This is a genomic window from Dyella sp. BiH032 (genome assembly GCF_031954525.1).
Classification (GTDB): Bacteria; Pseudomonadota; Gammaproteobacteria; order Xanthomonadales; family Rhodanobacteraceae; genus Dyella_D.
Genome location: NZ_CP134867.1, coordinates 4,123,119 through 4,135,807, shown reverse-complemented (window position 1 = coordinate 4,135,807; position 12,689 = coordinate 4,123,119). Strand labels below are relative to the sequence as shown.

Below are 12,689 nucleotides of genomic sequence, written 5' to 3'. Positions count from 1 at the left end.
GGGTGGGAATGGCGCGCATGTTCGCCGACGCGGAGGATGGGCGGCAAGGCTGCTCCGGCACTTCGTGAAGGCGTGCCGCACGGCTCAACCACGAGGATTTTGGCTTGACGCCACGGCGGGCAGGCGGTAAACAGCACGCACAACTGTCCGCCGAAGAGCGGGCAAGTCAGTGGGCTATCTTTGCGGGATTCTTTTCGTCCACATGGAGCCGGCGGCCCTGCGCTGTCGGCTTTGTGTCTTACCTGAGCCTGGGGCGGGTCACAGGGGGGTGTGTGAACTTGAACATAAGTGGAAATGGCCTGGCCGGTCTGAAGGTCATGGTGATCGACGACTCCAAGACGATCCGCCGCACGGCGGAAACCTTGCTCAAGAAGGAAGGTTGCGACGTGCTCACGGCGGTCGACGGATTCGAGGCGCTCGCCAAGATCTCCGACCAGAAGCCCGCGATCATCTTCGTCGACATCATGATGCCGCGCCTGGATGGCTATCAGACCTGCGCGCTCATCAAGAACAATCCGCAGTTCCGGTCCACCCCGGTGATCATGCTCAGTTCGAAGGACGGCCTCTTCGACAAGGCCCGCGGCCGCATCGTGGGCGCCGAGCAATATCTGACCAAGCCGTTCACGCGCGACGAACTGCTTGGAGCCATCCATCGTCATGTCACGGTGTAAGACCACCGACTACAGGGGCTGAGGGGGACCTGTGGCCAACATTCTCATCATCGACGACTCGCCGACCGACGTGCGCGTGTTCACCACGCTGCTGGAGCGCGCCGGCCACAAGGTCGATTCCGTCAACAACGCCGAGGAAGGCATCGAGCGCGTGCGCTCCGAGCTGCCCGCCCTCGTGATCATGGACGTGATCATGCCCGGCATGAACGGGTTCCAGGCCACGCGCACGCTCACGCGCGACCCGGTGACCAAGGACGTGCCCATCGTGATGATCACCACCAAGTCGATGGAGACGGACCGCGTCTGGGGTCTGCGCCAGGGTGCCCGCGCCTTCATCACCAAGCCGGTGAATGAGAAGGAACTGCTGGCCTGCATCAACGACCTTCTGCCCAGCGCGGCCTGAGGCGTCCGATGAGCCAGACCCTTTCCCCGTTCGAGATCCTCGCGCGCTACGAGCGGCTGTCGCTGGCGCATGCCTCCGACACCCCGGAGAAGCTGGAGGCCCCCGGCCTCTGGCGCGGCATCGGCTACCGCGTCGGCAGCCGCCTGTTCGTCAGCGGCATCGATGAAATCAGTGAACTGCTGGCCGTGCCCGCGCTGACCCCCGTGCCCGGCACGCAGGCCTGGCTGCTGGGCGTGGCCAACGTGCGCGGCAACCTGGTGCCGGTGGTGGACCTGGGGCGCTTCCTGTTCGGCGAGCGCACCCTGCAGACCGAGCGCAGCCGCCTGCTGGTGGTACGCCAGGGCGCCGGCAACGTCGCCCTGCTGGTGGACGAGGTGTTCGGCCAGCGCACGGTGGACACCGAAGCGCGCCGGAGCGCCGAGCAGGAAGACGATCCGCGCCTGTCGCGGTTCGTCGAAGAGCGAGTGGGGGAACCCCGGCTGGCGGTATTCAGCATGGGCCGCCTGGTGCGTGCGCCGGACTTCCGCCAGGCCGCCGCCTGACGCGAAAACCGGAACTTGGGTAGGACCGGTGCCGGGTCGCGGCCGGATTCAGGGGCTTGATCCAAAACCGACGCCGGGCAGACCCGGCGTGGCGTAGACGGTGAGGTAACGAACATGAGCACTACAGGGGGCGTCGGCAAGGAGCGGGGCTATACCGGCCTCATCGTCTTGCTGGTGGTCGCGATCGGTTTCGCGGCGCTGGACTTCTTCATGCTGAACTCGAAGAACGGCGAGGACCGCCAGGCCATCGGCCTGACCACGCAGATCCAGGTGTTGTCGCAGCAGACGGCGAAGTACGCACTGGAAGCGTCGGACGGTAACGTCGACTCCTTCAAGGAGTTGGAGACCAACCGCAACGCGATCGACTCCGCGGTGCAGCGCCTGAATGCCGGCGACACCAAGAGCGGCATGCAGGCCTATGCGGACAACAGCGCCACGCCCGCCGGCCGTGCCACGGCCGCGCTGAGCAACGCGTGGAAGCAGCTGGACGCGGATATCGGCAAGATCCTCTCCAACAAGGCGCTGGTGCTCGATTCGGCGCAGCGCGCCGGCACGCTGTCGCGCGAACTGCCCGTGCTGAACTCCAGCATGGAGCAGGTGGTGAACATCCTGCAGCAGCGCGGCGGTAGCGCGGACCAGACCTACACCTCCGCGCGCCAGATGCTGCTGGCCGACCGCATGATCCGCCGCGTGCAGGAAATCCTGCAGGGCGGCGACGCCTCGCAGCCGGCGGCCGACGGCCTGGCCCGCGACGGCCAGCTGTACGGCTCGGTGCTCAAGGGTCTGCAGGAAGGCAATGCCGAGGTCGGTGTGCGGTCGATGAACGACTCCAACGCCCGCAAGATCCTGGGCGACATGCAGGCCAAGTGGGACAGCCTGCAGGACCCGGTTTCCAAGCTGGTCGGTGCCGCCGGCAACCTCTCCGAGGTGAAGCGCGCGGGCAACCAGGCTTCGCTGGATTCGCAGAACGTGCTGCTGCGCGCGAACGAACTTTCCGAACAGATCGGCAAGCTGCCGCTGCGCCGCCTGTTCCCGAACGTGTGGTGGGGCGTGCTCGGCGCCGGCGGTGCGGTGGCCTTCGCCATCCTGCTGGTGTTCACCCTGGTGCGCGACCAGCGCCGCCGCTTCCAGGAATCGGCCGAGCTCAACCAGCGTAACCAGGAGGCGATCATGCGCCTGCTGGACGAAATGGGCTCGCTCGCGGAAGGCGACCTGACGGTGAAGACCACCGTGACCGAGGACATCACCGGCGCCATCGCCGACTCGGTGAACTACGCCATCGACGAGCTGCGCACCCTGGTGACCACCATCAACGAGACCTCCGAGCAGGTATCGTCCTCGGCCCAGGAAACGCAGACCACCGCGCGCCACCTGGCCGAGTCCGCGCAGCACCAGGCGGCGCGGATCAGCACCGCGACCTCGGCGATCAACCAGATCGCCAGCCTGATGGACAACGTGTCCAAGGACTCCGCCGAATCGGCCGACGTGGCCGAACGTTCGGTGCGCATCGCCTCGCGCGGCGCCGAAGTGGTGCGCGAGACGATCTCGGGCATGGACTCCATCCGCGACCAGATCCAGGAGACCTCCAAGCGCATCAAGCGCCTGGGCGAGTCGTCCCAGGAAATCGGCTCGATCGTGGAACTGATCAACGACATCGCCGAGCAGACCAACATCCTCGCGCTGAATGCCGCCATCCAGGCGGCCTCGGCGGGCGAGGCGGGCCGCGGCTTCGCGGTGGTGGCGGACGAAGTGCAGCGCCTCGCCGAACGCTCGGCGAGTGCGACCAAGCGAATCGAAACGCTGGTGCAGGCGATTCAGTCCGACACCAACGAGGCGGTCAACTCCATGGAGCAGACCACCGCGGAAGTGGTGGCCGGTGCCCGCAAGGCCGAGGACGCGGGCAGCGCGCTGGGCGATATCGAGCGCGTGTCGCACGACCTGTCCGCGCTGATTCAGAACATCTCGGCGGCGGCGCGCGAACAATCGGTGGCGGCGACGGACATCTCGCAGTCGATGAACGCGATCCAGGAAATCACCTCGCAGACCTCGCAAGGCGCGAGCCAGACGGCCGACTCGATCGGCTACCTGGCCCAGCTGGCCAGCGACCTGCGGCGTTCGGTGGCGCACTTCAAGCTGCCGGGCTGACACAACGGTACGGACGCGCCCGGCGACGAACGCCGGACGCGCCCGATGACAGGGGGGCAACCTCGACGGTTGCGTGACACGCGTTGCGCGGCCGCTGAGAGGGGCGCATGAGACTTCAAGACCACATCGATTTCACCACCCTGCAGTGGGTCAAGCCCGAGCTTGACGAGACCCTGGCGATCGCACGCGAAGCGCTGGAGTCCTACGTCGAGAACCCGGGCGACCGCGACGTCATGCGCTCGTGCGCGGACAGCCTGCACCAGGTGCAGGGCACCCTGCGCATGGTGGAGCTCTACGGCGCCGCGCTGGTGGCCGAGGAAATGGAAAACCTCGCCATCGCCCTGCTGGAAGGCCACGTCACGCAGCGCGAGGACGCCTACGCCGCGATGATGCGCGGCCTGATGCAGCTGCCGGACTACCTGGAACGCCTTTCCGGCGGCCACCGCGACGTACCCGTCGTGCTGCTGCCGCTGCTTAACGAATTGCGCGCCAGCCGCGGGCAGCAGGCGCTGCACGAGTCCGCGCTGTTCTCGCCCAATCTCGAAGCCGCGCTGCCCGACAGCGCGCCGGCCGCGCTCAACCAGGAAGAGGCCGAGCGCATGCACGGCCGCATCGCCGAGCTGCGCCTGCGCTTCCAGCAGCAGCTGCTGGCGTGGTTCCGCGGCCAGTCGGCCGAGCAGCAGCTCGCCGGCATGGTGCAGACCCTCGACGCCATCGCCGCGCGCTGCTACAGCGTGCCGGGCCGCCGCCTGTGGTGGATCGCCGCCGGCGTGCTGGAAGGCCTGCAGCAGGGCATGCTCAAGAGCCAGGCCGGCGAAGTGCGCCAGCTGATCGGCAAGGTCGACCGCAGCATCCGCCAGCTCATCGAGCAGGGCGAAGCCTCGATGCGCGGCGGCGATGCGGACGAACTGTCGCGCAAGCTGCTCTACGTGGTCGCGCAGTCCAAGCAGCGCAGCCCGCGCATGGACCAGCTGGTCAAGACCTACGGCCTAGACAAGCTGCTGCCCGACGAGGGCGAGCTGGAACACGCCCGCGGCTCCATGTCCGGCCACAACCGCGCCCTGCTGGATTCCGTCGCCAAGGCGATCAAGGAAGACCTGCTGCGCGTGAAGGAAGCGCTGGACCTGTTCCTGCGCCAGGCCAATGCCGATCCGGCGCAGCTCAGCGAACAGACCGGCGTGCTCGAACGTGTCGGCGACACCCTCGGCATGCTCGCCCTGGGCGTGCCGCGCCGCGTGGTCAACGAGCAGCGTCGCGTGCTGGAGGAAATCGCCGGCCGCCTGCGTGCCCCGGACGAAGAGCTCCTGCTCGACGTCGCCGGTGCGCTGCTGTACGTCGAAGCCTCGCTGGACGACCACATCGAAAGCCTCGGCGCCGACGAAGAGATCGCCCACGAGGCGCCCGCCAACCTGCTGCCCCGCAGCGAGGCGCGCCACATCCTCTCCACCCTGATGCAGGAGGCGACCGCCAACACCGGCAAGGTGAAGGAATCGATCGTCGCCTTCATCGAATCCGGCTGGCGCCACCAGGAACTGACGGACGTCCCGGGCCTGATGGACGAAGTGGCCGGCGCCATGCGCATGCTCACCGCGCCGCGCCCGGCCGAACTGGCCGAAGGCATCGGCCGCTTCGTCGGCAACGAACTCCTCAGCGATCGCCGCGTGCCCAGCAGCGCGCAGATGGATCACCTGGCCGACGCCCTGGCCGCGCTGGAGTACTACCTCGAAGCCGCGCGCGAACACCGCGGCGGCCTGGAACACATCCTGGATGTGGCCGAGCACAGCCTCAGCACGCTCGGCTACTGGCCGCCGCCGCCGGCCCGCACCGTGCTGTTGAGCGACGCCGAACCCGAAGCCGCCGCACCCGCGCCGGCACCGGTGTTCGCGCCCGAGCCGTCCACCGAGCCGGAACTCACCGAGAGCGTCAGCCTCGCCACGGGCCATGATCTGGGCAGCCTCGTGATCGGCGAAGCCGTCACGCCCATGCCGTCCGCCCACGAACTGGCCGGCCTGCGCCTGGTCGACACCGAGCACGTGCCCGCGCCGGTCGCTTCCGGCGCCAACGACGACGACGACTGGGTCGAGATCGAAGAGGAAATCGAAGAGCAGGTGCCGGTGGCCGACGCCATCAACGCCCATGCCGGTTTCCAGGTCAGCGTCGAAGGCATCGACGACGACATCCGCGAGATCTTCCTGGAAGAAATGCAGGAAGAGATTGACAACCTGCGCGACGCGCAGGCCAAGTGGCTGGCCGATCCGGAGCGCCTCGAAGCGCTCACGCCGATCCGCCGCTCCTTCCACACGCTCAAGGGCTCCGGCCGCCTGGTCGGCGCTTCGGCGCTGGGCGAGTACGCGTGGAAGGTCGAGAACATGCTCAACCGCGTGCTCGACCACTCCATTCCCGCCAACGCGAACGTGCAGGCGCTGGTAGGCCACGCCATCGAGGCGCTGCCGCAGTTGCGCGGTGCGCTGATGGGCGAGGGCGCACCCACCGCGCCGCTGGCGGCGATCATGGAGACCGCCGACCGCCTGGCCAACGGCCAGGAAAGCGCGAGCGTCGAAGACCTCAAGCCGGCCGCCACCGAAACGGTGCGCCGCATCGTGCGCCGTCGCGTGCCGCGTGCGCAGGCCGCCGCGGACGCCATCCCGGCCGCCACGCTGGCCAACCTCGAACCGGCGCCCGAGCCCGCGCCGATGCAGGCGCACGAAACCATCGCTCCGCCGGTGTTGCCGCCGGTCGATCCGGTGCTGCTGGAAATCCTGCGCAGCGAAGTCGCCCAGTACCTGCAGACGATCCGCCACGCGATCAATCGCGTCAGCGACGAACTGCGCGTGGACGACAGCCTGCTGCGCGCCGTGCACACCCTGCACGGCGCCATCGCGATGGTCGACATCCCGCTGCTGACCCAGTTGCTGTCGCCGCTGGAAAGCCTGCTCAAGCGCCTGCGCGCCGCCGGCCATCCGCTCTCGGCCGAGGGCGTGAACCTGCTGGGCAAGAGCGCCGATGCCGTCGATTTCATCATGGGCCAGTTCGACGCCGAGCATCCGCAGCTGCCGGATCTTGACGCGCTGATCCATCGCATCACCGAATTGCGCGACGCGCAGCCGGAACCGCAGGTCGCCCACGTCCTGTTCGAGCCGCTGGCCGACGACCTCGCCGCCGAAGGCGAGGTCGACGAAGGCGCGCTCGGCGCCGCGCTGGACGCCGCCATGCCGGTGCAGCCCGGCGAGCCGTCCGCGCAGGCGGAGGAGCCGAAGGCCGAAGCGCCGGTGGACGATTTCACCGCCGAGCTCATGGCCGCGCTGGGCGATTTCGAATCCGCGCAGCCCGTGGACGCGGAAGCCGACACGCTGCTCGATTCGGTCTCGGTCACGCCCTCGGCTTCCACCCCGATCACCGCGGGCACCGAGGACGACTTCGCCGCGCTGTATGGCGACCTGACCGTCGAGGAACCGGAACAAGCCCTCACCGTTTCCGCGCCCGAACCGCACAGCGAGTACACGCTGTCGCTCGGCGACGACGGCATCGAGTCCGTGGAACTGTCCGGCGCGGACCTTGGCCTGGACGAACCCGAGCACATCGAGCTGTCGCTCGACGCCGTCGAACCGGCGGAAGCGCATCTGGTCGATGCGCACGCCTTGGTCCAAGCCGACGAGCCGGCGCTGGTGGCCGACGCCACGGCGACGCACGCGTCGCTCGCCCCGGTATTCGCCGACGAGGACATCGAAGAAGCCGAAGTCGGCCCGGTCGTCGAAGCCGAATCCATCGACCTCGCCGCGGAGTTCGACACGCCGGCCGACATCACTGAACCGGTGTCCGGCCTGGTCGATGAATCCGAAGCCGAGGCAGCGCCCGAGACGCCGGTGCATGCGGTCGAAGCGCCGGCCGTCGAAGCCGAGCCGGCCGAAGAAGCCGCGGCCGACCCCGTCGAGTTCGCCCACGCCGAGCCGGCTCAGGCAGAACCTGTCCATGCGGAGCCGGAACCCTCGGCCCAGCCCGTCGTCCATGCCGAGGAACCGGCCCTGGCCGACGCCGGCGCCGAATACGCCGGCAGCTGGACCAACGACCAGATCGATCCGGACCTGCTGGAGATCTTCACCGAGGAAGCGCGCGAAATCCTCGACCACTCCGACAGCGTCCTCGCGCAATGGCGTGCCGAACCGGCCGAGCCGGAACACATGGCCAGCCTGCAGCGCGACCTGCATACGCTGAAGGGCGGCGCGCGCATCGCCGGCATGGTGCCGGTGGGCGACCTCACGCACGCCATCGAAACCTTGCTCGAAAGCCCGGTGGGTCACGATCCGTCGCGCGTCGGCGATCTGATCCGCGCGCTGGAAGCGGGCTTCGATACCCTGCACGGCCTCGTGCAGCGCGTGTCGCAGGGCCGCGGGGTCGAATATCCGCAGGCGATGATCGATCGCTTCCTCGGCATGGCTGGCGAAACCACGCCGGCTGCGAAGGAAGAGAGTGGCGCCGCCGTGGCCGCTCCGGCCGAACGCGTCGCCCTGCCCGAACTGCTGCCCGAAGAAGGCCAGTTCGAGGAGTCGCGCGGTCCGCAGGAACAGATCCGCGTCCGTTCCGAACTGCTCGACACCCTCGTCAACCACGCCGGCGAGGTGGCCATCTACCGTTCGCGCCTCGAACAGCAGGTGGCCGGCTACCGCTTTAACCTGGTCGAGCTCGACTCGACCGTGCAGCGTCTGCGCAGCCAGCTGCGCATGCTGGAAATCGAAACCGAAGCGCAGATCATCGCGCGCTTCCAGCGCGAGCACCGCGAGGCCGGCATCAGCGTGTTCGACCCGCTGGAGCTCGACCGCTACTCGCAGCTGCAGCAGTACTCCCGTGCGCTGGCCGAGTCGGTCTCCGACCTTGTGTCGATCCAGAGCATGCTGGACGAACTGACTCGCCAGGCCGAAACACTGCTGATCCAGCAGTCGCGCGTGAGTTCGGAACTGCAGGACGGCCTGCTGCGCACGCGCATGCTGCCGTTCGACACCATGGTGCCCAACCTGCGCCGCACGCTGCGCCAGGCCGCACAGGAGCAGGGCAAGAGCGCGCAGCTGTTCGTGGAAGGCGCACACGGCGAAATGGATCGCACGCTGCTCGACCGCCTCAAGGCACCGTTCGAGCACATGCTGCGCAACGCTGTGGCGCACGGCATCGAATCGCCGGAAGAGCGCCGCAAGGCGGGCAAGCCGGCCGAAGGTGCGGTGCGCATCCGCGTGGCGCGCGAAGCCACCGAGGTGGTGGTGCGCGTGACCGACGACGGCCGCGGCCTGGACCGCGAGGCCGTGCGCAAGCGCGGCATCGAGCGCGGCCTGCTGCGCGCCGACGCCAAGCCCAGCGACGACCAGCTGCTGGCCCTGATCACCCAGCCGGGCTTCTCCACCGCCAGCAGCATCACGCAGCTGGCCGGCCGCGGCGTGGGCATGGACGTGGTGGCCAACGAGATCAAGCAGCTCGGCGGCTCCATCGCGGTGGAATCGCAGCCTGGCCAGGGCACCACCTTCGTGCTGCGCCTGCCGTTCACCCTCGCGGTGACCCAGGCCATCCTGGTGCGCATCGGCGAGTCCAACTTCGCTATCCCCATGACCTCGGTGCAGGGCGTGGCCCGCATCAGCCCGGCCGACCTCGCGTCGCGCCTGGCCGAGTACGAGCCCACGTTCCCCTACGGCGGCGAGCAGTACGGCATCCACGACCTGGCCGAATTGCTGGGCATTCCCGCCGGCCATGCGGGCGAGGAACAGCTGCCGCTGCTGCTCACCCGCGCGGGCGACCTGCGCGCCGCCATCCGCATCGACGCCGTGATCGGCTCGCGCGAGATCGTGGTGAAGTCGGTCGGCCCGCAGGTGAGTTCGGTGCCGGGCATCCTCGGCGCCACCATCATGGGCGACGGCTCGGTGCTGATCATTCTCGACCTGCCGCCGCTGGTGCGTCACGGCATCATCCGCCGCCAGGAACGCCTGGCCGAGGGCCTCACCGCCGTCGAGCTGCCGGTGATCGAGGAAGAGCGCGTGCGCCCGCTGGTGATGGTGGTCGACGACTCCATCACCATGCGCAAGGTCACTGGCCGCGTGCTGGAGCGCCACGAATACGAAGTGCACACCGCGAAGGACGGCCTGGACGCGCTGGAAAAGCTGCATGAGCGCGTGCCCGACCTGATGTTGCTCGACATCGAGATGCCGCGCATGGACGGCTTCGAACTCGCCGAGCAGATGAAGGCCGATCCGCGCCTGCGTCACGTGCCGATCATCATGATCACCTCGCGTACCGGCGATAAGCATCGCCAGCGCGCATTCGACATCGGCGTCGACCGCTACCTCGGCAAGCCCTACCAGGAAGCCGAGCTGCTGACGCAGATCAGCGAAGTGCTGGAACAGCGTGCGCTGCAGGATCAGGCGACGGAGTCCGCCCATGGCTGAAGCCCCGGCAGTCGCACTGCTGTTCGACGACGCGGAACTCGGGGCTCACCTGCGCGAAGCGCTGCGGGAACGCGGCGCGCGCATCGTGCACGAAGGTGCGCTGGGCACGCTCAGCCGCGACGTGATCCACGGCAGCGGCGCCCAGGTCGTGGTGGTGAATCTCGACGAAGAAGCGGCCGACGACCTCGACCGCCTCTATGACGTGATCGATGGCGACCATCCGCGCGTGGTGTTCAACGACGCCCAGGCCAGCCGCGGCCTGGACGGCTGGGACCGCGCGCGCTGGGCGCGCCATCTGGCAGTGAAGGTGCTCGCCGACGGCGACATTGACCCGCCGCGCCCGGCCGACGCGCTGGCGGTGGAAACGCCAGCCGAGCGCGAGACCGCCGCGCCCGCACCCGTCGCCATGGCGCTGGCCGAGCCAGCCGTGTCCTTCGTGGAAGAGCCGGTCGCGATCTCTCACGCCGATGACGAACCCGCCGCTCTCGCGGAGGCGCCGCTCGATGATGCATCCGCCGAAATCCTGCTGTCGCCGGCTGTCGGCGAAGCGGCCGAAGTCTCCGAATCCCTCGCCGCCGAACTCGAGGCGCTGCTCGCCGCCGACACCGGCGAACCCGCCGAGGACGACTTCGGCAGCGGCCTGAAGGACTTCGGCGAAGACGCGCCGGTCTTGCATGACGGCACGTTCGGCGCCGCTTTCCTCGATACCTCCGCGCAAGGTCCGGCTCCGCTCCCGCCGGTGGACGAAGCGCCCGCCGCACCGGTGCCGCCGCCCCTTCGCGAAGAACTCACCGCCAGCATTCCCACCGACCCGCTGGGTGCGCCACCGAGCGCGCCGCGGCCGTCCTTCCAGCTTGACCACCTCGCGCTGGCGCCGCTGGACGAAAGCTTCATGCCCGTCGACGCGCCCATCAAGGTGGAAAAGATCTCCACCGCCGAAGCACTGCATGCGAGCTGGTCGCTCGTCGACGACGACGCCTCTGTAGTCGAGGTGCCCGCCGCGCAGGACTTCGGCATCGAGAAGATGAGCGCCGAGGATTACCTCGCACTCGACGTCGACGACGTCGATGAAGCCGTGCAGCCCCGCATGACGCTCGAACTGGTGTCCATCGAAGAAGCCATCGCGCCGACCGACTTCGAGGCCAGCGGCCGCGAAATGCAGCTGGGCGAACTGGAGAGCGCGCTCGGCCGCGTACTCCTGCTCGGCGCCACGGTGGACAGCACCGATTCGGTCTGCGCCTTCCTTGCCGCCTTGCCGTCCAGCCTGCGCATGGCGGTGCTGCTTACGCACCACCAGGGCGCTACGTCGGTGGAAGCGCTGGCGGAGCGCCTGTCGAAGCAGTCCGCGCTGCCCGTGCGCATCGCCAGCCATGGCCACCGCGCCCGCGCCGGCGAAGTGGTGGTGGTGCCTGCCAACCGCCAAGTGCGCCTGTTGCGCGACGGGCGCGTGGAATGCGACGCCGTGGACGTGTCCTCGTTCCAGAATCCGTCCATCGATTCCACCTTCACCACCGCCGCCAATGTATTCGGCCGCGACGCCGTCGCCATCGTCTTCGCCGGCCCCGGCACCGACGCGGTCGCCGGTGCGCAAGCCGTGCACGACCGCGGCGGCAAGGTCTGGGTCGAACTCGCCTCCGGCGACCACTACGCCGACATGGTGCACGGCGTGGAAGCCGAGCGCCTGGCAAGTTTCACGGGAACGCCGTTCGAACTGGCGGCGCGTTTGATCGAAGAGGAAATCCAGCGATGAGCGAGCAACCCTTGCCGCGCGAAATCCGTTGCGTCCTGGTACCCGTAGGCCACCTCCGCCTGCTGCTCCCCAACGCCACCGTCGCCGAAGTCATCACCCTGCCCACGCCCGAACCGGTGGACGATGCACCGGAGTGGCTGCTCGGCCGCATTTCCTGGCGTGGTTGGCGTGTGCCGTTGGTGTCGTTCACCAAGCTTGCTGGTGCGGAGGAGGGTGATCCGACGCTGGCGATGCGCGTTGCTGTGTTGAAGGCGCTCGGCGGCAATCCGAAGTTGCCGTTCGTCGCTGTGGTTACGCAGGGTTTTCCGCGACTGACTACGCTCAATGCGGAGCTGATCATTCCCACGCACGATGGCTCGCCGTTGCCTCCGGGGGTAAAGGCGCAGGTGTTGGTGCGGGATGATGTGGCGGTGATTCCGGATTTGGAGGGGATCGAAGAGCAGTTGGCGGAGATGTTGGAGTTGGCGGGCTAGCACTTTATCTCCCTCTCCCTTACGGCATGAGGGCTGGGCGAAGCGAGTCGACAATATTCCCCAAGCTGAAAAGCTTTTGCGTCGAACCTATGCGAGAGGCGCCTCAGTTTGAGTTTGGAAGTAGCCCCAAGGAACGGGATCATGGACGAATGGTTCAGCACAATCGATGTGCGGTGCCTGTCGTAAAAGATTTCAAGATGGGCCGAAGTTGCGATGCAGCTTCGGCTTTCTTTTGGGCAAGAAAGACGGGTAGAGCGAGTCTGGTTGCCCTGGGCGCTGTTGT

7 protein-coding genes are annotated in these 12,689 nt (G+C 68.1%); all 7 read left to right on the top strand.

Annotation, left to right across the window (positions count from 1 at the left end; genetic code table 11):
* Positions 1-272: 272 nt before the first annotated feature.
* Positions 273-671, top strand: a complete 399-nt coding sequence (locus RKE25_RS18230; protein WP_269320406.1) for a response regulator — start codon at positions 273-275, stop codon at positions 669-671.
* A gap of 31 nt (positions 672-702) precedes the next feature.
* Positions 703-1,074, top strand: coding sequence for a response regulator (locus RKE25_RS18225; protein WP_311839507.1), 372 nt, complete (start codon positions 703-705; stop codon positions 1,072-1,074).
* Between the two features lie 8 nt (positions 1,075-1,082).
* Entirely contained in the window at positions 1,083-1,616 is a 534-nt protein-coding gene (locus tag RKE25_RS18220; protein ID WP_311839506.1) for a chemotaxis protein CheW, read from the top strand.
* A 114-nt stretch (positions 1,617-1,730) separates the two neighbouring features.
* A complete protein-coding gene (locus RKE25_RS18215) occupies positions 1,731-3,761 on the top strand; it encodes a methyl-accepting chemotaxis protein (protein WP_311839505.1) in 2,031 nt (676 codons plus the stop codon).
* A 107-nt stretch (positions 3,762-3,868) separates the two neighbouring features.
* Positions 3,869-10,183 carry an Hpt domain-containing protein gene (locus RKE25_RS18210; protein WP_311839504.1) on the top strand — a complete coding sequence of 2,105 codons (6,315 nt, stop codon included), beginning with the start codon at positions 3,869-3,871 and terminating at the stop codon, positions 10,181-10,183.
* Positions 10,176-11,933: a chemotaxis protein CheB gene (locus tag RKE25_RS18205; protein WP_311839503.1), complete on the top strand. Its 1,758-nt coding sequence runs from the start codon at positions 10,176-10,178 to the stop codon at positions 11,931-11,933. Before RKE25_RS18210 ends, RKE25_RS18205 begins: the two co-directional genes overlap by 8 nt.
* Positions 11,930-12,406, top strand: a complete 477-nt coding sequence (locus tag RKE25_RS18200; protein WP_311839502.1) for a chemotaxis protein CheW — start codon at positions 11,930-11,932, stop codon at positions 12,404-12,406. The genes RKE25_RS18205 and RKE25_RS18200 overlap by 4 nt, the downstream gene beginning before the upstream one ends.
* Positions 12,407-12,689: the final 283 nt, after the last annotated feature.

Coding starts and splice junctions, on each gene's coding strand:
- RKE25_RS18215 (WP_311839505.1), top strand. CDS start 1,731: ATGAGCACTACAGGGGGCGTCGGCAAGGAGCGGGGCTATACCGGCCTC.
- RKE25_RS18200 (WP_311839502.1), top strand. CDS start 11,930: ATGAGCGAGCAACCCTTGCCGCGCGAAATCCGTTGCGTCCTGGTACCC.
- RKE25_RS18205 (WP_311839503.1), top strand. CDS start 10,176: ATGGCTGAAGCCCCGGCAGTCGCACTGCTGTTCGACGACGCGGAACTC.
- RKE25_RS18210 (WP_311839504.1), top strand. CDS start 3,869: ATGAGACTTCAAGACCACATCGATTTCACCACCCTGCAGTGGGTCAAG.
- RKE25_RS18220 (WP_311839506.1), top strand. CDS start 1,083: ATGAGCCAGACCCTTTCCCCGTTCGAGATCCTCGCGCGCTACGAGCGG.